Below are 24,518 nucleotides of genomic sequence, written 5' to 3' on the forward strand. Positions count from 1 at the left end.
AATAAATCGGTCTCTCAATCAACCATTGCCGTCATGCGCACCTAAGCGGCCAATCCGCGAGTGCTGACTAGCTGATAGACAACCAGTTATTTCAATTCAACATTAAAAAAAGGTGAAATTATGGGGCCAAACGCCATATTTCAGGCAGCGCCCGACCTAAAAGGTGAGCGTTTTCAGTAGAGCCCTGAGCGCACGATCCCGCTTTACCGCCTTGGCGGGGCGGTCGGTGATAGCTTTCCGCTTTCTAACGGGAGGGCCGTCTGTTTACGGAGCCTCCGTCTTCTACGCGAGGTCCCATCCAGCAGTCGCGGTGATGCCGAGTTCCGACTTGGAGACGCCGATCAGCGTGACGGTGCCGCCGTCGGAGAGGGTGAGCTGAGTATTTCCGCCGCTGTCCGCCGCTGTGTAGGTCAGCCCGTCTGCGACCTGCAAGCTGTCGGTGCCGGCCGTGAAGTCGCTCACCTGATCGTTGCCGGTATCGAAGCCGAAGATGAAGGTATCGGCCCCGCCTCCACCGACCAGCGTGTCGTCGCCCTGGTTGCCGTCGATCTGGTCTGCGCCGTCCCCGCCATTGACCACATCGTTGCCCTGACCGCCGAACAGGATGTCGTTGCCGAGATTACCGTTGAGGCTGTCGTCGCCCAGATTGCCATAGACAATGTCGTTGCCCTGGCCGCCATAAAGCAGATCGGAATTTCCGCCGCCGACCAGCGTATCCTCGCCCATGTTGCCATAGAGGATATCGTTGTCGTTGCCGCCATTGAGGCTGTCCTGATCCTGGCCGCCGAAGAGCGTATCCCTGCCGCCGCCGCCGAAGAGGGAGTCGTTGCCCTGGTTGCCATAGACGATGTCCTCGCCATAGCCGCCATTGACCGTATCGGTGCCGCCGCCGCCGGCGACTGTATCGCCGAAATTGCCGAGGGAGACGGTCTGCGCCGAACTGTCGCCCGCGAGATAAATCGGGCCGTTGCCGCTGCTGTTCACCGTCACGTTGCCAATCACGATGGCGAAGTCAATATCGTTCAGTACCAGCGTGGAGCCCGCAGGCAGGCCGGACATGTCGAAGATGAAGGCCTCGACACCGGAGCCGGTTGACTGGTCGCTGATCTCGATGGTCTGCGGCGTGGTGACGCTGGCGCCGGAGAAGGTGATGGTACGGACATCGACGCTGGCCCCGGCACCGAGGCTGTCGAGGAAGCGGGAGCCCTGCAGGTTCAGGAAGCTTGCATCGGTGGAGCCGGTGCCCACGACCTGGCCGTTGAGGGTGCCGCTGGCAGACCCGGGCACTTCGGAGGAAGCGGGGCCGCTGACCGTGGCAGAGACGAAGCCTGGCAACTGGACGGTAACGATATTCCCGCTTCCAGAGTCTTCGAGCAGGGTTCCGGTTTGCGCCGCGCTACCGGTATTGGCGAGGGTGAAGGAGGTTTCCGTCCCGGCAACGTCACCGTTCGACTGGTTCGACTTCGAAATTGACCCGTCACCGGAGGAGGACTGGATCTCGCTCAGAGCGAAGCCGATGGTCGTGTTGCCGCCACTCACGTTCGCGCTGAGCGTGGCGGTGAAGTTGCCGAGGGAAAGATTGAGCGTGTTGCCGTCGCCAAGATCGATGGAGCTGGTAACGGTGCTGCCGTTCAGGCTCGACAGGTCCTTCGAGTAGACGACCAGTGAGTCACCTGCATCGACCCCGGTCAGGGTGTCGCCATTCAGGTTTGCCTGCGATCCCTGGATCGTGTCATTGCCCGCGCCGCCATCCAGCAGGTTGGTTCCGCTGCCCGCGAGCAGGGAATCGTTGCCGGTGCCGCCCTGGAGTGTGTCGTTACCGACTGTGCCGGAGAGCGTGTCGTTGCCGGCGTCGCCGTAAAGCACGTTGTTGCCCAAGTTGTCCCGAACCAGGTCGTTCCCGTCGCCGCCGTAGAGTGTGTCGTTTCCGCCCTGGCCGAAGACATCGTCGTTGCCGCCGTGACCGGACAGAACGTCATCGCCGTTGTAGCCGTAGATCACGTCTCTGGCCGTGGTGCCGGTGACCGTGTCCGCCCCGCCACCGCCGTTAATGGTTTCAACGGATATGGTCGCGCCGGAGAAGTCGAAACTGCCGCCGCCGGTCAGTGAAATGATATCCGAGTTGTTGCCGCCGTTGATCGTTTCGGCGCCGCCCGCGACATCGCCGGAGGCGATGAAGAAGGTGTCGAAACCGTCGCCGCCGAGCAGGCTGTCGACCCCGGTGCCACCTGAGATCTGGTCGTTGCCAACACCAGCGTCGATCGTGTCGGCACCGGCGCCACCGCTGAGCGTGTCGTTGCCATTATTGCCCGAGATAATGTCGGCGCCGCCGCCGCCGTCGATCTGGTCCGCGGCCGTGGTGCCGGTGATCGTGTCCGCCCCGGTGCCGCCGGAAATGGTCTCCACGGAGACGGTTGCACCGGAGAAGTCGAAACTCCCGCCGCCGACCAGCGAAATGATATCCGAGTCGCCGCCGCCATCGATCGTCTCGGCGCCGCCCGCGACATCGCCGGAAGTGATAAAGAAGGTGTCGTCACCTGTGCCGCCGACCAGGCTGTCGACCCCGGTGCCGCCGGAGATCTGGTCGTTGTCAGCGCCGCCGTCTATGGTGTCATTGCCTCCGAAACCACTGATCACGTCGTTTCCGGCGAGGCCGTTGAGTTCATCGGCAGTTCCGGTGCCAAGTATCGTGTCGGCATCTGCGGTCCCGTTAAGGGTGGCCAGACGATGGGCGTAGGTGGCGAGGGCCTCGGCCGAAAAGAGAGCCGCTGCGGCCGGAAGGGCGCGCCAGCCGGCATCCCCGCCGAGTGGTGCGGATGCGGCGTGCACGGGAACGCCGAGTGCGTCTTCCAAACTGTCGGCAAACTGCGCGCCTGCAGTGCCTGCCCCCGCTGCGCAAGCCACCAGTGTGACTTCCGCATCGGGTGCGAGCGCGGCTTTGATCCGGAGCAGATGCGGCGCCGCTTCGCTCAGCGCTTTCAGATCCACAATGCGCCCGGCAAGGTGCAATTGGCCGGGAGCGCCGTGACTCAGGATCGAGAGGTTCTGGACGCCGTTCAGACCGGCTAGCACATCCGAAATCTGTCCAACCGGATCGCCTGCTGGCGATAGCGGGACGATTGTGGTGCGCGGGTCGACGCCCGCCAGAAGGATCTCGCGATCTGGAACGGCGCTATCGACGAACAGAATGGATGGGTATCTGGAATGGCTCATCCACAATGCTCTTTCGCTATTACAGTCTGGGCGACTGGAATTCGGGTGCGTTCCCTTTAATGCGGCATCTGGCATCAGCTCTGAATGACGCAGTTCCGGCTGGGAAACAGACGGATCGATGAAATCGACAGATGAACCGGAACGCATGGCAAGCCCTCAAACTCGAATTTTCTCTGTATCGCTTGCGCAATTCGAGTTCTGCGCCTGCCTCCAAGCGGTACAATAAAAATAAAGAAAAATATGGTGTCTTTTTGGGAATTTTTGGAAAATATTTTGGAAAAGTTGGAAATTGGAAGTGCTATATGTGAGGAAAATTAGATAAAATTTAGTATGTCAAAATATTAATTTATCCAAATAAATATAAAATGGGAAAAAATTGAGTGAATTGAAGTATGGGATTATTTTTTATTGTTTCAAATAATATTCAATAGATTGATTTTGATATCTTATGTTGTGAGTATTGATGATTTCAATCGAAGTTGGATTCTTTAAGCTTAAAAATATATGAGTTCGAAATTATACCGACAGTTAATCCAAGAAATTACTGAGCGATGCCGGATTGCAGGATGTTGGATCGGTGAAGAGTTGGCATCTGCCGGCCTGCATCGTCAGCCAGCGGTAGCATGGCATTCTGCTGGACTGATACTCGATCTTCGCGTCGGCCCCGGCTTCGTCCGCCCTGGCCTTTATCCTGTCGATCTCTGCATCCGATTGCGCGATGCGCGCCCTGGCTTTTTCGATGTACTGGTTTTTCTCTGACATTGAGGACCGCCTTTGAAAGCAAAACGCGCAAGGAGGCGGGTTGTTCCGGCAGGAATTAAGTTCGGTGCCCCTAATTTCCTGCCTGGAAATATTCAGGCAGTTCCGAGACCAGCGCCGCGCGAATACGGTCGCGCACGGGAACTGCCGGGTCGGGCCGCTCGAAATCCAGACCGGTCAGCTGTTCGAACAGGGCGACATACTTGTTGCTGAAGGCGATCAGGGTGTCGGCGGGGATTTCCGGGATGGGGTCATTGTAGGGGTCGCACTGACCGGCAATCCACAACCGCAGGAATTCCTTGTCCAGGCTGTCCGGCTCTTCACCGGCCGCGAACTTCTGCTCGTAGCTGTCGGCGCGCCAGTAGCGGCTTGAATCCGGGGTGTGGATCTCATCGGCGATGGTGATCGTGCCGTTCTCGTCGATGCCGAATTCGTATTTTGTATCGACCAGGATAAGCCCCTGTTTGGCGGCGAGTTCCTGCCCACGCGCGAACAGGGCTAGGCTTTTCTCCGCCAGCTCGCGCCATTGCTCATGCGTCACAAGTTGGGTTTCGAGGATTTCCGCTTCCGTGATCGGTGCGTCATGCCCGCCGCCGGTGGGTTTCGTCGTCGGCGTGATGATGGTTTCGGCGAGCTTCTGGTTCTTCTTCATGCCGTCGGGGAAGGGGTGGCCATAGATGACCCGCTCGCCCCGCTCATACATGGTCCAGGCACTGGTGTTGGTGGAGCCGGTGAGATAGGCCCGCACCACGATCTCGATCGGCACCATGTCGAGATCCTTGCACAGGACGACATTCGGATCCGGATAGGAGATCACATGGTTCGGGCAGATATCGCTCGTGTGATCGAACCAGTAGCGCGCCGTCTGGGTCAGCACCTGGCCCTTGTAGGGCACGGCCGCCAGGACCTGATCGAACGCGGACTGCCGGTCCGTCGCGATCAGCAGCCGCCGCCGGTCCGGCAGTTTGTAGGCATCCCGCACCTTGCCACGGGTGAAATCCGGCAGCTCGGGGAATTCCGCGTCGGTAAGACAATTGTCGAGAAGCTGTGAAGTGGCCGTCTGCGGCGCCATGGAGCGATATCCTGTGAACGAGAATTTGAATTCGGCGACACGATAGCGCCTTCGCGCGTGGGCGCAATGGTGGCTTTGGGTGGGGAGGCGGGTGGGGCTGGTCGCGCGTAAAATTAATTTAGCGTGTCCGCTTAATTCCCAAATTAGGTCTCGTGTCCCTGCAATTGCTGCCCGGGCAAAGTGCTTGTAAGTCGAGTTTCTCGTATAAGGCGAAAAATAATATATCAATACGACCTTATTTGGAGTAAATATATATTCATTAATGTGAGCGATATGCCCGCTATGCCGGCCCGCCGTTCACGCACCAGCCTTCCAGGTTCAAGGAGCAAGAGGAGATTTATCTATGTTCAATATACGCTATGCGGCCATGCTTATTGGTGGTCTGCTCATCGGCACATTCATGGTCGGCACGCAGCCGGCAAATGCGGGCATCTACGTTTGCACGGACGGTGACTGCAACACGTGGGCCGCTATTACCACAAACCAAAAGAACGAGACGCCGGGGCGAAGCGCGGGATCGACCTGCAAGAAGGATGTGACCGTTCAAAAAGCTCTGGCTGGCGCAAACGACAACCGTATCGCTAACGCCATCGCAGGGACCGCCGATTGGAACATTTACTTGAAATCGTCTCTCTGGCACAACGGCGGTGCTGGCGTACCTTCCTGCAACACCCATGTGACCGGCTATCTATACAAAAATGATGAGCACAAAACGACCTGTCACGTTCTTGCATTTTATAACACCGAGAAAAATTACTGGATTACTACTTGTAATTGAATCAAGGTTCAGAAGAAGGCGCCCCGATGCTGAAAAGGCAACACGGCGCTGCACCACCCCAATTGAAGAATACTTGTGGGGACACGAACCAGACTAGTTTTCGCTGCTTATCGACGCGATTTAACCAGTGAATCAATAGGGTGAGGCGATGAATATCGTTCTCATATCTATTTGATTTCTTGTGATACGATTGCAGTAAAGCAGGCATCAAAAAGAGAGCGGATAGTCATGACTATCCGCTCTCTTACGTTTCTTTCTGGCGCGGTAGGCGCGTCGTTAGAGCGCCAGCCCCCGCTCCATAGACATCGCCAGCCGCCGCGCAAACGCTTTCGGGGCCGGGATGGAAATAAGGGGACATAACTTAATTTCCTGAGGAGACAGACGGGGGCTGGCGGCGCGCCTAATTAAGTCGTGTGTCCCCTTAATTCACCATTGGCGCGATCGCTATTCTCAGAATTCTGCGGGTTATTAGTTAAACCCGGTATAGGTTGCGATGGAACCACACCAGTCGATGGAGTAATTGGCATCAGTCATCTCCCCCAAGTTTTCCAGCACCACGTATTTTCCTCATCCGCAACCTTTCTCGCCTCACTTTCTTAATTCGAAAAAAACTATAAAAAACAAAAAGCATTAACCCAGAAACATTTATTATGAATAAGTAAATATTACTTCTCAATATTGAGATAATAAATATTTGAAAATAGAAAATCAAAAACACAATTACAACACCAATTATATAAAAATAACTATTTACTATGTTGTATTTTCTGTTTTGCAACGCATATCTGTACAATATTAAAATATTCGCAATCGCCAACACATTTAAATAAACCCACGGAGCCGATATTTTCCCAACAAATAACACAATAGACACAAATTGAATAAAAATAGATCCTACAATCGAAAACCAGATCTTAAATTCTGGTCCTGTACTTGAATAAAGATTCGGGGAGTAATTCACGTTCAATTTACTAACTTTCCGATTTTCTATTGATCATCGCTCCCGCATCCCTTCACTTGCATAGCGCAGCACCGGCTGCAGCACGTATTCCAGCACCCGTCTCTCTCCCGTCAGCAGGTCCGCCGTCACGGACATGCCCGGCACCAGACGCACGTCCCTGCCGTCGACAGTCAGATGTTCACGCTCAATCTCGATCCGCGCCGTGTAGGACAGCATCTGCGGGGCCGCCTGCGGGCCGGTTGTGGCCGCCCCCGCCGCGCCGGCGGCGTTGTTCGCGTCCTGGGGCACAACCGCGTCGGCGCTGAGGCTGACGATCCTGCCCTCGATGCTGCCGTAGCGCATGTAATTGAAGGCATCGACCTTCACCGCCGCCCGCTGGCCGATCTCGATAAAGCCGATATCCCGGTTCGTCACCGTCGCCTCGACCGTCAGACGGTCACCGTCCGGCACGATCCGCATCAGCGGCGCGCCGGGCTGGACATAGCCGCCGAGCGTATGCACCGAGAGGCCGGTGACCTCTCCCGCCACCGGGGCCGCGAGGGTCAGGCGGCCGACCCGGTCGGTTGCCTTGATCCGTTCCTGGGCCGCCGCACTCGCCTTCTGACGGGCTTCCGCCAGGGCGCGCTGGCGCTGCGCCTCGAAGGCGAGCAACAGGTTCTCCGCCGTCGCCTCCGCACTGGCGAGCGTCGCTTGCGCTTCCTCGATCTGCTTGTCCAGCACCAGGCCCTGGTGCCGGGTTTCCAGCAGCGCCTGTTCATGCTCCAGATAGACGGATTTCTGCGTCAGTTGTTTTTCATAGAGGATGCGCTGGCCGTCGACCCGCTCCGTCAGCAGCGGCAGCACGGCCGCCACCTTGTCATGCTCCGCCCGGAGCGAGGCCAGCGTCGCCCGCGCCCGCGCCGCCTCGCGCCCGGCCCTCTGCCGTTCGCCCATCAGCGCCGCCCATTCCGCCCGCAGCACCGCGATGCTGTCCGCCACCTCATGCGCGGGCGCGCCCTCCGGCACCTCGAACAGCTCCTCCGGCGGGATCGGGGCGCCGCCGGAGGCCAGGGCCACGGCGCCGATCAGTGCTTCCTCCCGGGAAACCTCAAGCAGTGCCGCCAGCCATTCCCGGGTCAGTTTCTCGAGGTCCGCGTCGCTTTCCGTCGGGTCGAGGGAGATCAGCGGAGCGCCCTCGGCGACGTGATCGCCATCCTCGACATGAATGGCGCGGACGATCCCCGGCAGGCTGCTCTCCACAACCTTCACCTTGCCGCCCGGCACGATCTTGCCCGGTGCCGCCACCACGATATCGAGATGGCCAAACCAGGCCCATGTGCCACCGCTCCGATACAGTCCCACCGATCCGGTTCCGTTGCTGTTTTCCCGTGACGAATATTAGGCGGTGCGGGGAGTGTCGTCACGGGAAGTCTGCCGGCACGTCAGGAAAACAAGGGAACGGCACTGCCTGTACGGCCTAAAAAAAGCGGCCGGGAAAACCCGGCCGCTGCGCACTCTTTTCCGCCAAATGGCAGACGTGTGGTTACCCCACCAGCCCCCGCTCCATCGACATCGCCAGCCGCCGGGCAAAAGCTTTCGGGTCCGGGATGGCTTCGCCTTCCATGATCCGGGCCTGGTCGAGCAGCAGGTGGGCCGCGTCATCCAGTTCCTGGCCGGTTTTGCCGTCCTTCACCCGCTTGGCGAGGGCCTTGATCACCGCGTGCTTGGTGTTGACTTCCAGAATGCGCGGATTGGATTTGTCGATCTGCTTGTGTTGGCGCAGCAGCCGTTCGAGGTTGATGTCCATGTCGCCGTCATCGGCGATCAGGCAGACGGGGCTGTCGGTCAGGCGGGTGGATTCCCGCACGTCCTTCACCGCCTCGCCAAGGGCCAGCTTGATGGAGGCGAGCAGCGGCGCGATATCGGCGGAGGCTTTCTCCTCGTCCTTCTTGTCCGCTGCCTTGTCCTCGTCTGTCTTGTCGTCGGCGCCTTTGACCGCGTCGAGATCGGCGGAGCCTCGGGTGATCGACTTGAGGGGGCTGCCCTCAAAGCCCTCGAACATGGCCTGGATCCAGAAATCGTCGATCGGATCCGACAGCAGCAGAACTTCCACACCCTTGGCCTTGAAGCCTTCGATATGGGGTGAGTTCAGCAGCGCTTCCTTGCTCTCGCCGATGATGTAGTAGATCGCCTCCTGGCCTTCCTTCATCCGCTTCTTGTAGTCGGCGAGGCTGACCAGCGTGTCGCTTTCCGTCGTATCGAAGCGGGCGAGAGAGATCAGGGTGTCCTTGTGTTCGCCGTTTTCGGAATAGATGCCTTCTTTCATCACCGGGCCGTAAGCGTCCCAGAAAACCCCGTATGCCTCGGGGTCCTTTTCCGCCTTCTTGCTGAGTTCGGTGAGCACCCGTTTGGTGACGGCGGAGGAGATCTTTTGCAGCACGGGATTGCGTTGCAGAAGTTCGCGGCTGACATTCAGCGGCAGGTCCTCGCAATCGATCACGCCGCGCAGGAAGCGCAGGTAGTCGGGCACCAGGCCGTCGCAATCATCCGTGATGAAGACCCGCTTCACGTAGAGTTTTACCCGGCTCTTGCGCTCCGGATGGAACAGGTCGAATGGGCGCTGGGTCGGCACGTAGAGCAGGGAGCTGTATTCGATCACGCCCTCCGCTTTCCAGTGCATGGTCAGCCAGGGCTCGTCAAACGCATGTGCGACGTGCTTGTAGAATTCGCCGTACTGCTCCGTCGTGATGTCGCTCTTGGACCGGGTCCAGAGTGCGGAGGCCTCGTTCAGCGGGCGTTCTTCGGTGGTGCCGTCCTTGGTTTCCACGAACAGGATCGGCACCGGGATATGGTCTGAATAGCGCTTCACGATGTGCTGCAGGCGCTGCTCCTCGAGGAATTCGAGGGCGTCGTCCTTCAGGTGCATGGTGATGATGGTGCCGCGATTGGCCTTCTCGGCATCCGCGACGGTGTATTCGCCAAGACCGTCCGAGCTCCAGAGATGCGCCTTGCTCTCGCCGGCGCGCCGGGTCAGGACCTCGACCTTGTCCGCGATCATGAAGGCCGAATAAAAACCGACGCCGAACTGGCCGATCAGGCCGCTATCCTTTTTCTCGTCACCGGACAGGTTGGAGACGAAGGCTTCCGTGCCGGAGCGCGCGATGGTGCCGAGATTGTCGTTCAGCTCATCGGCGCTCATACCAATACCGTTATCCGACAGGGTTAGCGTCTTGGCATCCTTGTCCGCCGCGATCTTTATCTTGTACTCGCCGTCACCAGTGGTCAGATCAGGCTGTGTAAGTGCCAGGTAGCGCAGCTTGTCGCAGGCATCGGATGCGTTGGAGATCAATTCGCGCAGGAACACCTCACGCTCACTATAGAGCGAATTGGCGACGATCTTCAGGAGCTTGCTGACCTCGGCCTGGAACGTCCGCTTTTCCGCAGTCATCTTTGTGATCACCTCTTGCCTAGAATGACATCGTTATGATTGATGGAGCTTGATATGTGGGAAGTTGATAGCAAGCGCAAGACCCCAGCACTTCCCATTTGAGCCGAGAGCGGATCCGAATTTCCCATGAGCAGCGTTTTTGAGGACGGTCGGATCACCGCAATGCTGGGGCCGACCAACACAGGCAAGACCTATTTCGCCATCGAGCGGATGCTCGGCCATGCCACCGGTATGATCGGTTTTCCGTTGCGCCTGCTGGCCCGGGAAAACTACGAGCGCGTCGTTTCCCTGAAGGGCAAGAACGCTGTCGCCCTGATCACCGGCGAGGAAAAGATACTTCCGCCGCACGCCCGTTATTTCATCTGCACGGTGGAATCCATGCCGGTCGACCGGGTGGTGGATTTCCTCGCCATCGACGAGATCCAGCTTTGCGGCGACCGGGAGCGCGGCCATGTCTTCACTGACCGGCTGCTGCATGCGCGCGGCCGTCAGGAAACCATGTTTCTCGGCTCCGACATCATTCGCCCGCTGGTCAGGAAGCTGGTGCCGAAGGCGGAGATTGTCGGCCGTCAGCGGCTTTCGCGGCTGACCTATACCGGTCCGCGCAAGTTGACCCGGCTGCCGCGCCGGACCGCCATCGTCGCCTTTTCGGCGGCGGACGTTTATGTGCTGGCCGAAATTATCCGGCGTCAGCGCGGCGGTGCGGCTGTGGTGCTGGGGGCATTGTCGCCACGGGCCCGGAACGCACAGGTGGCGATGTATCAGGAAGGCGAGGTCGATTACCTGATTGCGACGGATGCGATCGGCATGGGCCTCAACATGGATGTTGATCACGTCGCCTTCGCCGAGGACATGAAGTTCGACGGCCGCGCGCCGCGCCGCCTGACGCCGCCGGAGATGGCGCAGATCGCCGGCCGGGCCGGGCGGCACATGAATGACGGCACGTTTGGCGTCACGGGAGACTGCCCGCCGCTGGACGAGGAGATGGTCGAGGCGCTGGAAAGCCACCGGTTCGATCCGCTCCGGCACGTCTATTGGCGTAATCACCGCATGTCGTTCCGCAGCCTTGGTGAATTGCAGCGCTCTCTCGGGGTGTACAGCGAGCAGCCTCACATGATCAGAAAACGGGATGCGGAGGATCACCGGACGCTGGAATCGCTGGCGCGGATGGAAGCCGTGGTCGAGCGGGCAAAGGGGCCGGACCGGGTGCGGTTGTTGTGGGACATCTGCCAGATCCCGGATTTTCGCAAGACGATGAGCGAATCCCACTCCAATCTGCTGGCAAAAATCTATTTCGATTTGACGGACGGGGCGCAGTGTCTGGAGACGGATTGGGTCGCCAATCAGGTCAGCCGTTTCGACCGGACGGACGGTGATATAGATACATTGGTAAACCGTATCGCACATATTCGCACTTGGACGTATATTACGCACCGTGCAGACTGGGTATCCGACCCTGTTCATTGGCAGGCCCAGACGAGGGCAGTTGAAGATCGGCTTTCGGATGCCCTGCACGACAAGCTTACCCAGCGTTTTGTCGACAAGCGCGCAGCATTGTTCTTGCGCAAGTTGAAGGACGGGGGGAACTTGGCGGCGGCAGTAAAACCTGACAGCACAGTGGTCGTGGAGGGCCATGCCGTCGGTCACATGGAAGGATTGAAGTTCGTGCCTGATGTAGTGGATAGCACCAACGCAAAGCCCGTGCTGGCGGCTGCGCGTAAGGTCCTGCCGGAAGAACTGGCCCGGCGTACGGGCCAAATCGAAGCTGCCGACAACGCAGCCTTCTCGATCGGCCCCAAGGGGACGCTTATCTGGCTCGGGGCGGAAATCGCATCGCTGGAAGCGGGTGCCGATATTCTGTCGCCGCAGATCCGCGTCGTGAACGAGGAGATGATCGACGGCGAGATGCGCAAGCGGATCGAGACCCGTTTGCGCACCTGGCTGACCGGAGAGATGGAAGAACGACTCGGCCCGTTGCTGGCAATCAAGACGGCTGAACTTGAGGGCGCCGCGCGCGGTATCGGGTTCCAGGTGCTCGAAGGCATCGGCGGCGTATCTGCCGACCAGATCGGCGGGTTGCGCCGGGATCTCGATGACGAGCAGCGCAAGTCGCTCGCCCGTCTCGGCATTCGCTTCGGCACCGAGACCGTTTTCCTGCCGGTACTGCTGAAGCCGAAGGCGGTGGAATTCCGGGCCATGTTGTGGAGCGTTTTCTCCGGCCAGTTCCCCGAGGGAGGCCCGCCGCCGGCAGGCCGGGTCATGATCACGCGTGCCGAGGATGCGACCGACGCCTTCTACCTGGCGATTGGCTACAAGCGCGTCGGCGGTCATGCCGTCCGGGCGGATATGCTTGAACGCGTTGCCCAGATGGTCCGGCAGGCGGCCCGTGAGGGCGCGTTTGCGATCTCCGCGGACATGCTGTCGCTCGCCGGTGTCGGCCATGACGCCATGGCGGAAATCCTGAAGGATCTCGGGTACCGCCGTGGTGAGGATGTGGAAGAGCAGCCTCGTTTCATCGCCCGGCGTCGTCAGGAACAGAAGCGCCGGCCGGAAGGCGAGCGTAAGGCGGAACAGAACGGCAAGTCCGAAGGTGACGGCAAAGCCGCGCGCGGGGACAAACCGGATCGCGCCAGGAAGCCGGGTAAACCGGTGCAGGATGGTTCCGGTGAAAAGCGGGATCGCAATGCTGGCGCCAAGGGCGGACAAAAAGGCGGGCCGCGTAAGCCTAAGCGCCAGGATGACCGGCCGAAACGCCAGAATAGCGGGCCAAAGGTGATCAGCTCGAACGGGCCGGCCATGCGTCCCGAGGATTCTCCCTTCGCCATATTGCAGCAGCTCAAACTGGCAAAATGAACGAAGACGAGACACAGCGTCTCGACAAGTGGCTCTGGTGTGCGCGGTTCTTCAAGACCCGCGGGCTCGCCAACAAACTGGTTGGTGCAGGGCGTTTGCGTCTTTCCGGCAAGGTGGTGTCGAAGGCGCACCAGCTTGTCCGCTCCGGTGATGTGCTGACCTTTCCGCAGGGGCCGCATATCCGGGTCGTGAAGGTGCTGTTTCTGGCTGAGCGCCGTGGGCCGGCTCCGGAAGCCCAGCTGCTGTACGAGGATCTCGCGCCGATCGAAGCGGGCGCTGGCAAAAGTGATCGGCCCGAGGTGAAATCGACCCCGGCACAGCGTGACCCGGGTGCCGGGCGGCCAACCAAGCGGGATCGGCGGCTGATCGACCATCTGCGATCCCCTGATGAATGATCTGGTCGATTATCGATTGCCGTCTGGAAAATGCCCGGATAGTCCGCCCGCCGGAAACGTGCTTGCGAAATCGGGCCGAGAGCTTAGATAAAAGGCTGAATTCCAACCAACTCCGGGAAATGCCATGATCGGCTCCCTTAAAGTTTTCTTCGATGCGGTCCGCTCCGGGGGATCGAGCGAAGCTTCAAAGGTCGACGGATCTGAAGAAGCCGTTGCCGCGCTGCTGGTGAAGGCTGCGACGCTTGATGGCGACTTCGGCGCCCAAGAGCGGCACGCGATTGAAGCACTGCTCGCCGCCCGTTTCGCCTGTTCTAAGGATGAAGCGGCAGAAAAGGTCGATGGGGCGGTGAAAGATCTGGAAGGCAGCGTCGATTTCTACAGCTTCACGAAGGTAATTCGTGACGAGTTCGACCATGATCAGCGGGTTGAACTCATGGAAATGCTTTGGCAGGTCGCCTATGCCGACGGTGTCTTGCATGAATATGAAGCCAGTCTGATGCGCCGGGTCACGGGACTGATATACGTGACCGATCAGGAGAGTGGCGCTGCACGCAAGCGTGTCATGCAGAAACTCGGACTTGCCGAATAGGCGTTTTTTCATTAACGAAACCGACGATTGAAGCCGGACCGGAGTCTGCCGATGACGTATATCGTCAACGACCTGTGCATTAAGTGTAAATACACCGACTGTGTCGAAGTCTGTCCGGTTGACTGTTTTTATGAGGGCGAGAACATGCTCGTCATCCACCCGGACGAGTGTATCGACTGCGGTGTGTGCGAACCGGAATGCCCGGCCGAGGCGATTCTCCCGGATACGGAGCCGGAAGCAGAGAGCTGGATCGAAATGAATCGGAAATATTCCGAGGAATGGCCAAACATCACCCGGAAGATCGACGCCATGCCTGATGCTGACGATTTTCAGCAGGTTAAGGGCAAGATGGAAAAGTTTTTTTCGCCCGCGCCGGGCAAGGGAGACTGAGGCTAACCGTCACAAAACGGTAAGCCATGCGTCAAACGAAAGCAGGCCATGCGCCCGCAGACTCCCACTTTTATCGGATTTGTGATAAGGTCTATGAATTCGGTGGGGCAAAACGTCTCGCCTCGCCGCCGTTTCCGAGAAGGTTTCGGACCATTCCGAGCGGTATCCGCAAAGACGGGCTGAGGCCTGCTTTTTAGCGATACCGGCGATTCCTTGCGCTTTACGCGTTTTACGTGGTCCTGACAAGTGAGAGAGACCGACTAATGACAAAAAAAGTGGAGTTCAAGGCTGGGGATTTTGTGGTCTATCCGACTCATGGTGTCGGCAAGATCATTGGCACCGAGTCGCAGCAGATCGCGGGTACTGAGCTTGATCTTCTGGTGATCACCTTCGAGCAGGATCGCATGACGTTGCGCATCCCCGTCGGAAAAGCCAACGATTCCGGTCTGCGCCGGCTCAGCACGCGCAAGCAGATGGATGTCGCGCTCACGAAGCTGAAAGGCCGTGCACGCGTGCGACGCACCATGTGGTCCCGCCGCGCGCAGGAGTACGAAGCGAAGATCAATTCCGGCGATCCGGTATCGATTGCCGAAGTGGTGCGCGACCTGCGCCGCAACACCGGCCAGGCCGATCAGTCCTATAGCGAACGTCAGATGTACCAGGCGGCGCTTGATCGTCTTGCCCGTGAGTTCGCGGCGATTGAAAAAATTGATGAAGACGCGGCCACGGACCGGCTCGAAAAAATCATGGCAGCAGCCTGATCGGCTGTCGAAACTTCATTGTTTCGTGATTACAGGCGGCGCCTCCGGTGCCGCCTGTTTCATTTGTGCGGAACCCTGGATACAGCACAGGCGTTGGCGGCCGACGCTGAAATTGCTATCTGGAGTGTGGGAGCACATCAGCAATGTCAGATGCGGCACAGAACGTGATCCAGACCATCAGCCTTCCATCCGGAACGGACAAGCGCTTCGCGATATTGCGCCGCTGCCGGAGAATTTGGGCTATTGCCTCCATTCATGGCGACGTCGAACGGCTCAATGCTCTGCATGAGACGCTGACCAACCGCTATGAGGCGGGGGATCGCTTCGTCTACCTTGGGAATTACTACGGGTACGGGCCGGAAATTCTGGAAACGGTGGACGAATTGCTGCGGTTCCGGCGGATTGTGCTGGCGCAGCCACCCTACACCCATCTCGACGATATCGTGTATTTGCGCGGCCGCCAGGAAGAGATGTGGCGCAAGATGCTACAGCTTCAGTTCTCCGGTGACTGTCAGGAGATACTAGACTGGATGCTGGAGCGTGGTGCGGACGCGACCCTTGCGGCCTATGGCGGTCGCGCCTCTGACGCCCGCTCTGCCATCATGGAGGGATTGCTCGCCGTCAGCCGATGGACGGGGCAGCTGCGGCAGGCCATCCGGGGGCATTCCGGGCACAATGAATTCATGACCGGATTTCGCCGGGCTGCTTACACGGATGACGGTGCGCTTTTGTTTGTCAGCGGCGGGCTGGACCCGTCCAAGGATCTCAACGATCAGGAAGACGGGTTCTGGTGGAACAGCCAAGGCTTTACTGAAGCCGCCGCGTCCGGCTACCAGGGCTTCACAAGACTGGTACGTGGGTACGACCCGGCCCGGGAAGGCATCGTCGAGCATGAGATGACGCTCAGCATCGACGGGGGCGCAGGGTTTGGCGGACCGTTGAATGCCGTTTGCCTCGATGCCACGGGCGCTATCGTCGATCAGGTCAGCGCGTAGGTCCGGCCCCGACGAATTTTCCATATCTGGTAGGCTCGCGGTTTTGTGATTCGATAGGAGTCGCCAAAATCAGGCCGAAATGATCCGCTTTCCATGGGGGAGCGTATCCACTTGTGAGAAAACTCGCTGGTGCGGTCTGGAGATGAAGCCATGGCACATATTGACGATCCCGAAACCCGGCGCGCCAACGTCTCGTATATAAAGTCGAGCATGAACGAGCCGTTGCTTGAGCGCGAGGTTGAATTCGAGCTTGCGAGAGCCTGGCGCGAAGATGGCTGCGAGAAGTCCCTGCATCTTATGGTCCGCTCCTATACCCGTCTGGTGGTCAGCTCCGCTACCCGCTACCGCAATTACGGCTTGCCGATGGGTGATCTGATCCAGGAAGGCAATATCGGCCTGATGCAGGCCGCTGCCCGGTTCGAGCCGGAGCGGGAGATCCGCTTTTCGACCTATGCAAGCTGGTGGATACGCTCAGCTATTCAGGATTATGTATTGCGGAACTGGTCCATCGTGCGGACCGGCACCACGGCGGCCCAAAAATCCCTTTTCTTCAACCTGCGGCGCCTCCGCGCGAAGATCCAGCAGGCTTCCGAAACCCTTTCTCCGGAGGAGCAGCGCGAGCGTATCGCGACCGAACTTGGTGTTCCGCTGAAGGATGTGGAGGCGATGGAGCAGCGCATGTCCGGCGCTGACCAGTCGCTGAACTCCACGATCGGGGAAAGCGGTGAGGACGAGTGGATGGAGATGTTGTCGGACGAACGCCCGACTCCGGAAACCATTGTCATCGGGATGCGGGATGCGGAAACCCGCTCAAAATGGCTGAAGGAAGCGCTCTCTGAGTTGAGCCCGCGCGAGCAGACCATCATAGAGCGCCGTCGGCTCGTTGATGATGGGGCAACGCTGGAAGAACTCGGGACGGTTCTCGGGGTCAGCAAGGAGCGCGTGCGGCAGCTTGAGCATCGCGCGTTGCTCAAGCTGAAGCAGCATATCAGCCGCAATGTCGATCGCAGCTCGGATCTCTACTCAGAGGCGTGAGGCCCGCCGTTATTGCGGGCTGATCGTTTTCACGCGTGATCCGGGCGGCGGCTGCTCACCGCGTTCAAGGCCGTTGATCATCCTGAAATACCGGAGTTCATATCTCGGAAACGGGATACTGCCTGCGAGCGATTGTTCCGACGCCGTTCCGTCATAGCGCATAACTTTTACGCGGTAGGGACGGATACCAGCCCTTTCCTCCGCGGAAAGCTGACGGAAGCTGTAGGTCGTCCGCCGCATGTCTTCGTTCAAGGCTCCCGCACGCTGGCTCGGGATGAGGAACTGGATCCGGTAGAGCGTGTCTGCATCATACCGAATGGCCACCAGCCGCAAGATGTAGGTGGCGCCGTTCTTTGCCGTGATTGCCAGCCAGCCTGTCGCCGCATCCATGCCATTGATCGCGATGTTTTCCAGATCGCGCACTGCTTGGCCCTTTGCCCAGCTATCCCGGATGTAGCCGGCCGGGGCCTGTCCGGCGGATTTAGGCGCGGCGTCAAAGATGAACCGGGCGCCATTCGGATCAGCGGCCAAAACCCGCTCCGGCTGATTGTAGATCCGGAAATTCGGCGGCACCTCGAACTGAAAATTGAGGTCTTTGTGCAGGAAGGTCTGGCCGCGAATCATCCCTTCTTTCGGATCGCTTCCGAAGAGAACGCCGTCGACTTGGTCGAGGAACGGATCGCGCCCGACTATGGGGTTTGATGCCGGCCGCACGCTGGCCGCAATGAGGGCTTTCTGCACGCGGTCGATGGTCCGCGGGTGGGTTGCCATCAGGTCGACGGCATCGGGGTCGTGATTGGCGCCGGCGATCTCTGCCTGGAGCCGGCTGGCGTTGCCCAGTTTCTGGAGGAAGCTTGCCATTGCAGCGGTTTCGTACCCGGATCGGCTGAGATAGCGCACCCCGAGGGTGTCGGCCTCGAATTCCTGATCCCGCGAGTAGCTTTTCAGATAGAGTTGCGACCCTAGTCCGGCGAGATCGGCGATTGCCTGGCTGTCCGTGAGGATGCCGAGGATCGCGGCGCCAAGCCCGATCGCCGTGCCGCGGCTGTAGCGCTCTGCGCTGTGGCGGGCTGTGACATGGCCGATTTCATGGGCAATAACACCGGCCAGTTCGGCTTCATTCTCTGCTAGGGCAACCAGCCCGCGCGTGACGTAGACATAGCCGCCCGGTAGGGCGAAGGCATTGATATCAGGTGTGTTGAGCACCGTGAACGTGAAGTCCAGATTGGGCATTTCGGATGTGGCGGCGAGTTTATTGCCGATCCGGGTGACATAGGCTGCCAGCTCCGCGTCGTCATAGGCGCCGCCGAATTCCTTCTTGATCTGAGGGTCCTGTTCGCTCCCCACCTGGCGTTCCTGTTCGGGAGACATGAAAGCCGTGAAGCTTTGTTCTCCGGTCGCTGGATTGGTGCTGCACCCGGAAAGGAGCGGCGTGGCCGTTGCGACGGAAAGCAGTATGGCGGCCGCCAAGCTGCGACGTGAGGCGGCAAACATAGGCCGGATCGAGTCAGGCAAAAGGCTCTCCATCGGTCGGATCACGGTTCCGGTGTCCGTTATGTTTACCTATTCGCCCAGGAGTTCAAGTTGTTCGGGATGTGTGATTTCGATCAACGGGCCGTTTTGCGGCTTGATCCATCCGCGACCGCGGACAGCCCGCCCGGAAAAGGTCAGGGGATCAATGCCGGCACGCTCAAAAAGGCGGAGTGCGCGATGATCGATCCTGAAAGTGAAATCGGTCCGCCAGTCCGGGCCAAAGTTGAGATAGACCACATTGCGCACCCGGGCGGCGTCGACGACCCGTCCCTCGACGATCTGGAAGCTGTCTATATCGTTCCAGGTCTCGGCCGGATTGCGGATGCGATAGTCGGGAAGGGCCCAGATGCCGCGCCGGTCAAGACGAGCGGCCCGTTCGAGTGCAAGCATTTCGCTGATCAGTTTCCGGTTGTCCTTGAAGCTGTAGACCCGCGCCATTCCCTTGGCCAACAATTCTCCCTGGATCCAGCTGCCATCGGGCAGTGTGAGGTGGGCAAGATAACGTCGGTAACGATCTTCCCGTCGCCCGACGAAATGAAGTGAGACAGTATGGCTTCCGATCAGCGTCTGCAGAGCGTTACGGGATTCTTCTGCAAGTGGCCAGGTCTCAAAGCCCGCACGGCCGAGCGGCAGTTTTGGCGCTTGTATGCCGACGAGGCGGACCTCCTTACCGGATGCCAGCACCAGCGTGTCGCCGTCGACAATCTCTGTCACGGCCTGATCCCTGATGGTCGCGGCTGGACCTGTCTGGGGCCTCTCAATGGCCTGCGCGGCAGGCATGCTGCAGAGAAGCAGGCCAAGGAAAAGCGCGAGGGAGCGGATCAGGGGGCGGCAAATGTTCATGAGCTATCCGATCACGCCTATCGCGCTGTCTCAAGAACTAGAAGAGGATGCAGGTTTGCCGAAGTCAGAATGGTCCGATTGATTGTTTCTTCGGCAGTGATGTAGGTTTTCGCTGAATGTTTCTTCCTGCATGATCTCGGCTATGTCGAGTTACTCGCCAAACATACAGAATCAGGCAAGCTGCTTTTCCACGCGGACATTTGCCGGTGGGGATGACAATGCCTGAGTCGTTTAGTGTTTTATCCTGCGGGAGTTGATGTGTCGGACCGAGTTCTTTTCCCGAGGGTTGATGCGCGCCGCAGTGGCTATCTGACGGTAGACGAGCCGCACCGGCTTTATTGGGAGCAGGTGGGTAATCCTGACGGTATTCCGGTGGTTTTCCTGCATGGCGGTCCTGGCTCGGGTATTTCCGAAGCGCATCGCAGGTTTTTCGATCCGGAGCATTTCAACGTCCTGCTGTTCGATCAGAGGGGGACCGGGAAGTCGACGCCTCTGGCGGAGTTGACGGGCAATACAACGCAGGATCTTGTCGCGGATATTGAGCGCTTCCGGGAAATGCTCGGGGTGGAGCGATGGATCGTGTTCGGCGGTTCCTGGGGGAGCACCCTTGCGCTGGCATATGGCCAGGTGCATCCGGAGCGCTGTCTCGGTTTCATCTTGCGAGGCATTTTTCTTGGTTCTGATGCCGAGCTCGACTGGTTCATGCATGGCATGGGTAAATTCTTCCCCGAAGCGGCACGGCGGTTTGAGCAGTTCCTACCAGAGAGCGAGCGGGGCGATCTCCTGCACGCGTATCACCGCCGTTTGATCGATTCCGATCCTGCCGTTCATCTGCCGGCGGCTGTGGCTTGGGCGGGGTATGAGGGGGCTTGTTCGACGCTGTTACCGTTGCCTGCCGTCGGGCAGGAAGATCCGGCGCGATCGCTTTCCCTGGCGCGCCTGGAAGCGCATTATTTCGTGAATCGGGTTTTCCTTGAGCCGGGTGAAATAATCAATCGCATCGACCGTATCGCGCATTTGCCCGCCACAATCATTCAAGGGCGGTACGACGTGATTTGCCCAGTCGAAACGGCAGTGAGCCTTGCGTCTGCCTGGCCCGGTGCGATTCTTGAGGTCGTGACAGATGCCGGGCATTCGGCCATGGAGCCCGGTATCGCCAAGGGGCTTGTCGCTGCGCTGGATCGCTTGCGGAGATTTATCGGGACTTGATGCGCGCGCCGGGCCGGTTATCATGCCCGCGTTCCAAGTGGGGGGATCATTGTGCGTCAGTATTTGAGCTTCGCGATTGTGGCGATTGCAGCCTTTATCGCGATGGAAAGCGCCGTTCGGGCGCAGGAGCCGGCTTTCCTTTCCGTGGGTGCCGGCATCTACGATGTGAACGACAGCGAGACGACCGGGGAAGCCCGTGTTGAGTACCGCTTCTCGGAAGCGAACAAGCTCTGGCATTTCACGCCATTCGTCGGGCTTATGGCGACTGCCGAGGGCGCGACATACGGATATGGCGGGATCGGTTTCGATGTTTTCTTCGGTAATCGCTGGGTTTTGACGCCGAACTTCGCGGTTGGCCTCTATGGCAACGGAGATGGCAAGGACCTTGGCCACGCTGTTGAGTTCCGGTCCGGGGTGGAGCTTGCCTATCGATTCGATGATCGTTCCCGTTTGGGCCTGACATTCCATCACATCTCGAATGCGGGGCTGGACGAGCAGAACCCGGGAACGGAATCGGTGCTTCTGGTGTACTCGATCCCGTTCGACAAACTGTTCAGCGACTAGCAGGCAAACGAAGGAAAGGTTTTTGAGCCCGCCTTCCGGTCAGGGCTCAATGCCACCTTCGCGGCACCAGGCCTTGAAGTTTTCGAAACCGTTTTCATCGCTCGCATAGAGAACCTGATCGCGGTACTCGAGGTCGGAAGCATAGTCGACTTCGCCGACAGGCTTTTTGGTTGCCAGATCGAGTTCGTTGCGGATCAGGATATCGGCGCGAAAACTGACTTCCCAGCCGTCCGCACCGGGCTTGATGAAGGAGCCCCGTCGGATCTCGTGAACGACGGTCTGCAACCCGGTAATCTTTGTTTCCTGTTTGACCATTTCCTCGAATGCAGGGTCGAAGAACAGCGCCTGATAGCCCATCAGCGCGATGGAAAACTCGTAGCCGTCTGTCTGGCGCGCATGGACGATCTGACCGATTGCATCAATGAAGTGAGGATCGGTAAGTCTCGGATAGTCTGCGCTGGTCCAACTAATACCCATTATTGTCCGTCCGAATGCTGTTTGCGGCTATCGTTCGCGTAACCCGGTATACCCTGTCCCGGGTACAATGAGAACGGAGCAAGAAGCGTGCCGCTAGCTTCTGGTGCTTTGTCGAAAGTTCTGGTAGAGTATATTAGATAGTATTTGCGACAAAAGCGTTGCGATTGAGGGGGCAAAATGCGTCCATACACCAGATTGCTTGGCCTTTTGGTCATTCTTTTCGGTCTTTCCGGTTGTGCTGCGGCTGTTGTCGGCGGAGCGGCGTGGGTTGGCACGGAAGCTTATGCTGATAAAAATCCGTTCGAATATATGGCCGGTTTTTTTGAGCGCGATTGCGCCAACACGGCGATCTACGACCAACCACCGCGCTGCCGCCGTTAATAATCCCACCTTTTGCCTCCGGATTTTAACAGCTATCCTGCCGTCAAAAATCGGAGGACGGCATTCGTGGCATCGACAAACAAAACGGCATTCATCAGTGGCTCGGCGCGGAACATCGGGCGGGCCATCGCGCTCCGCCTGGCGCAAGACGGTTTCAACATCATCGTAAACGGAAGCCGTGATCGCGACGCTTGCGAGCGTGTGGCGGCCGAAGTCAAGGAAGCCGGCGTTGATGCCATGGTCGTCATGGGCAATGTCGGCAGCAGCGCCGATGTCCGCGCAATGGCCAGCGAGGCCCTCGAACGGTTTGGGCGAGTCGATGTCCTCGTCAATAATGCCGCGATCCGGCCGCAGAAGAAGCTTCTGGAGATGTCGGACGACGACTGGGACCAGGTTATTTCCGTTGACCTGAACGGTGCCTTCTATCTCGCCCGCGCTTTTCTACCCGGGATGGTCGATGCGGGTTGGGGCCGGATTGTGAATATGGCCGGTATGAACGCTATTCACGGATATGCCGGCCGCGCGCCGGTGTCGGCCGCCAAACACGGGGTATGGGGCCTGACGAAGGCGCTGGGCAAGGAATTCGCCCCGGCAGGAATTACCACGAACGTGATCTCGCCCGGCCCCATACGGCCCGAAGAGACGGACTCGGAACATGCCGAGCATATCCGTTCCCAGCTATCGCGCATCCCTGTTGGACGTCTGGGAGAGGCAAGTGAGATCGCCGCCGTGGTCTCCATGCTGTGCAGCGAAGAAGGCGGATTCGTCTGTAGTCAGATGATCGCGGTCAACGGAGGTACCGAGACGTAGTTCGGTTGAAAATCATGTCGAGTAAGCGCGCGGAAGTGATTTCAAAATAAAGATTCTTCCGATTTATGAATAATCCCTAAACGAATCCGCGTCTGATTCACACTCAAGTCGTGTATAATTACATTCAGGCGGATGTTCTTTCGCGACGGTGAAGGGTAAAACTGTATTCCGCTGTTCAGGTTGGGGAACTTGCAGTTGAAACTGCAGGGTCATTATTTGGCTGGCGGCAGAACGCCGTGTGCTTGTGATCGACGGCGCTAGGAAATTGGCAATGCCGTTGAATTTGAGACGGGGTTATCAATTATGGATTACTCATCTTCGGCTCTGGTGCCGCGTTGCCGGCGGGTCTTTTCAAGCTACCTTGAGAATTTCGGGTACACGCTCGAAAGCGGCACGGACATGGAATTCTGGTGCGATGAAATCCGCCGCCATTCAGAATTCGTGAATCCGCAATTCATGCCGGAAAACCTCGATCAGTCTGCAAGCCGCTACGTCAGTATTCGCAAGGAGTCGGGTGAACTTGCCTGTACGATTGCTTTCCGTTTCTTTGAGACGGACGACTTTATGGATGATTTCGAGGAAGGCCGCTTCTTCTACGACAGGCCCTCGGAGCATGACTGGCGTCACCACCATTCCGGCTTGCGCGGAAAGGTCAATCTGAGCGGAAACATCTGTTCGCGCGGTGGGCTTCACAGCTATGACCGCGGCAACAGCATCAGCTGGTATATCACGACGGTGGCCTATACCTATGCGATCGAGGCCGGCGCCTCCGCGACGGTCGGAAATACGCTCCCCAAGATTACGGCGGCCCAGCTCGCTCCCCGTCTTTACGGATATCGTCATTCGCTTATGGCGGAGCCGCATGCTTTCCCGTTTGCCGAGGGGGAGGTGCCGCTTGCTCTGGTCTGGATCACGGAGGATGAAATGCGGGAAGAAGTGCGGATGCGCACCCAGTATCTCGAAACCGCACCGGGCTACAGCATGCGAACCACTGTCGACAGCTTCAATGGTATTTTGATGGCTGCGGAGTAATACCCGGAATTATCTGGGTTCCGCCTTTCCGTCGCTTCCCGTCGAGCGTCGGAAAGGGGGATCTAGAGGGGAGCCCGTCCTAATCGCCGAACGTTATGACCCAAGGCAACGCGTTCCCGCCCGGCCTCCGGTCGGATAACGTAGTCAGGCGATAGCCTGGCCCTGATTGAGTTCAGCCGGTTTTCAAGCAGGGTGCGTCGGCTCTGCTCTTCCTGTGCCAGATAGCCCGCGGAATCTTCCATGATCACCGTCAGGCGCATGACCATGTTCCGTACCAGATCCTGATCGTCGCCGGTCTTCCCCGGACGCTCGTCTATAAGCGCTTCTGTCGCCTTGATCAGGCGTTCGACAGTACCGAAGAAATTCCAGTTCGGTGGAATATTGTCATCCATAGAGACGTCACCCGTGCCAGTGGTGTGAGTACCATAGCGTGTTCGCAAG

At 58.7% G+C, this 24,518-nt stretch carries 21 protein-coding genes; 12 read left to right on the forward strand and 9 right to left on the reverse strand.

What is annotated here, in order from left to right; all coding sequences use genetic code 11:
- Window positions 1-282: 282 nt before the first annotated feature.
- The 3 genes from VOI22_RS15080 to VOI22_RS15090 all read right to left on the reverse strand — a co-directional run bounded on the left by VOI22_RS15080 (window position 283) and on the right by VOI22_RS15090 (window position 5,044).
- Window positions 283-3,213, reverse strand: a complete 2,931-nt coding sequence (locus tag VOI22_RS15080; RefSeq protein WP_323797283.1) for a DUF4347 domain-containing protein — start codon at window positions 3,211-3,213, stop codon at window positions 283-285.
- A 528-nt stretch (window positions 3,214-3,741) separates the two neighbouring features.
- Window positions 3,742-3,975 carry a hypothetical protein gene (locus VOI22_RS15085; protein WP_323797284.1) on the reverse strand — a complete coding sequence of 78 codons (234 nt, stop codon included), beginning with the start codon at window positions 3,973-3,975 and terminating at the stop codon, window positions 3,742-3,744.
- 70 nt (window positions 3,976-4,045) lie between these two features.
- On the reverse strand, window positions 4,046-5,044 hold the full coding sequence (locus VOI22_RS15090) for a phosphoribosylaminoimidazolesuccinocarboxamide synthase (RefSeq protein ID WP_323797285.1): 999 nt from the start codon (window positions 5,042-5,044) through the stop codon (window positions 4,046-4,048).
- Between the two features lie 343 nt (window positions 5,045-5,387).
- Here VOI22_RS15090 and VOI22_RS15095 point away from each other — a divergent pair, with 343 nt between their 5' ends.
- Window positions 5,388-5,822 (forward strand): hypothetical protein, encoded by a 435-nt coding sequence (locus VOI22_RS15095; protein ID WP_323797286.1) that lies wholly within the window; start codon window positions 5,388-5,390, stop codon window positions 5,820-5,822.
- 994 nt (window positions 5,823-6,816) lie between these two features.
- On the opposite strand, the gene VOI22_RS15100 is transcribed toward VOI22_RS15095, so the two are convergent.
- Window positions 6,817-8,124, reverse strand: coding sequence for an HlyD family type I secretion periplasmic adaptor subunit (locus VOI22_RS15100; protein WP_323797287.1), 1,308 nt, complete (start codon window positions 8,122-8,124; stop codon window positions 6,817-6,819).
- A 181-nt stretch (window positions 8,125-8,305) separates the two neighbouring features.
- Complete coding sequence (gene htpG / locus VOI22_RS15105; RefSeq protein ID WP_323797288.1) at window positions 8,306-10,210, reverse strand: molecular chaperone HtpG; 1,905 nt, start codon at window positions 10,208-10,210, stop codon at window positions 8,306-8,308.
- Window positions 10,211-10,336: 126 nt separating this feature from the next.
- Between htpG and VOI22_RS15110 the strand changes: the two genes are divergently transcribed.
- The 7 genes from VOI22_RS15110 (at window position 10,337) to VOI22_RS15140 (ending at window position 17,228) form a co-directional block, all read left to right on the forward strand.
- Entirely contained in the window at window positions 10,337-13,063 is a 2,727-nt protein-coding gene (locus VOI22_RS15110; protein WP_323797289.1) for a helicase-related protein, read from the forward strand.
- Entirely contained in the window at window positions 13,060-13,458 is a 399-nt protein-coding gene (locus VOI22_RS15115; protein ID WP_323797290.1) for an RNA-binding S4 domain-containing protein, read from the forward strand. The genes VOI22_RS15110 and VOI22_RS15115 overlap by 4 nt, the downstream gene beginning before the upstream one ends.
- Window positions 13,459-13,582: 124 nt before the next feature.
- Window positions 13,583-14,047, forward strand: coding sequence for a TerB family tellurite resistance protein (locus VOI22_RS15120; RefSeq protein ID WP_323797291.1), 465 nt, complete (start codon window positions 13,583-13,585; stop codon window positions 14,045-14,047).
- Window positions 14,048-14,098: 51 nt separating this feature from the next.
- Window positions 14,099-14,437 carry a ferredoxin FdxA gene (gene fdxA, locus VOI22_RS15125; protein ID WP_028467250.1) on the forward strand — a complete coding sequence of 113 codons (339 nt, stop codon included), beginning with the start codon at window positions 14,099-14,101 and terminating at the stop codon, window positions 14,435-14,437.
- Between the two features lie 263 nt (window positions 14,438-14,700).
- Entirely contained in the window at window positions 14,701-15,198 is a 498-nt protein-coding gene (locus tag VOI22_RS15130) for a CarD family transcriptional regulator (RefSeq protein WP_028467251.1), read from the forward strand.
- Between the two features lie 143 nt (window positions 15,199-15,341).
- Window positions 15,342-16,193, forward strand: coding sequence for a hypothetical protein (locus tag VOI22_RS15135; RefSeq protein WP_323797292.1), 852 nt, complete (start codon window positions 15,342-15,344; stop codon window positions 16,191-16,193).
- 150 nt (window positions 16,194-16,343) lie between these two features.
- Window positions 16,344-17,228, forward strand: a complete 885-nt coding sequence (locus VOI22_RS15140) for an RNA polymerase factor sigma-32 (RefSeq protein WP_323797293.1) — start codon at window positions 16,344-16,346, stop codon at window positions 17,226-17,228.
- A 9-nt stretch (window positions 17,229-17,237) separates the two neighbouring features.
- Here VOI22_RS15140 and VOI22_RS15145 read toward each other — a convergent pair whose 3' ends face one another.
- Window positions 17,238-18,743, reverse strand: coding sequence for a M48 family metalloprotease (locus tag VOI22_RS15145; RefSeq protein WP_323797294.1), 1,506 nt, complete (start codon window positions 18,741-18,743; stop codon window positions 17,238-17,240).
- 48 nt (window positions 18,744-18,791) lie between these two features.
- On the reverse strand, window positions 18,792-19,604 hold the full coding sequence (locus VOI22_RS15150; protein ID WP_323797295.1) for a thermonuclease family protein: 813 nt from the start codon (window positions 19,602-19,604) through the stop codon (window positions 18,792-18,794).
- A gap of 258 nt (window positions 19,605-19,862) precedes the next feature.
- Between VOI22_RS15150 and pip the strand changes: the two genes are divergently transcribed.
- Both pip and VOI22_RS15160 read left to right on the forward strand, forming a co-directional pair.
- Window positions 19,863-20,813 carry a prolyl aminopeptidase gene (gene pip, locus VOI22_RS15155; protein ID WP_323797296.1) on the forward strand — a complete coding sequence of 317 codons (951 nt, stop codon included), beginning with the start codon at window positions 19,863-19,865 and terminating at the stop codon, window positions 20,811-20,813.
- Window positions 20,814-20,864: 51 nt separating this feature from the next.
- Window positions 20,865-21,377, forward strand: coding sequence for an acyloxyacyl hydrolase (locus VOI22_RS15160; protein WP_323797297.1), 513 nt, complete (start codon window positions 20,865-20,867; stop codon window positions 21,375-21,377).
- A 39-nt stretch (window positions 21,378-21,416) separates the two neighbouring features.
- Here VOI22_RS15160 and VOI22_RS15165 read toward each other — a convergent pair whose 3' ends face one another.
- Complete coding sequence (locus VOI22_RS15165; RefSeq protein WP_323797298.1) at window positions 21,417-21,854, reverse strand: hypothetical protein; 438 nt, start codon at window positions 21,852-21,854, stop codon at window positions 21,417-21,419.
- Window positions 21,855-22,301: 447 nt separating this feature from the next.
- Between VOI22_RS15165 and VOI22_RS15170 the strand changes: the two genes are divergently transcribed.
- Both VOI22_RS15170 and VOI22_RS15175 read left to right on the forward strand, forming a co-directional pair.
- Window positions 22,302-23,045 carry a 3-oxoacyl-ACP reductase family protein gene (locus VOI22_RS15170; RefSeq protein ID WP_323797299.1) on the forward strand — a complete coding sequence of 248 codons (744 nt, stop codon included), beginning with the start codon at window positions 22,302-22,304 and terminating at the stop codon, window positions 23,043-23,045.
- 303 nt (window positions 23,046-23,348) lie between these two features.
- Entirely contained in the window at window positions 23,349-24,077 is a 729-nt protein-coding gene (locus VOI22_RS15175; protein ID WP_323797300.1) for a hypothetical protein, read from the forward strand.
- Between the two features lie 62 nt (window positions 24,078-24,139).
- On the opposite strand, the gene VOI22_RS15180 is transcribed toward VOI22_RS15175, so the two are convergent.
- Window positions 24,140-24,469 (reverse strand): hypothetical protein, encoded by a 330-nt coding sequence (locus VOI22_RS15180; protein WP_323797301.1) that lies wholly within the window; start codon window positions 24,467-24,469, stop codon window positions 24,140-24,142.
- Window positions 24,470-24,518 lie beyond the last annotated feature (49 nt).

The sequence above is a fragment of the Nisaea sp. genome (assembly GCF_034670185.1).
Lineage (GTDB): Bacteria > Pseudomonadota > Alphaproteobacteria > Thalassobaculales > Thalassobaculaceae > Nisaea.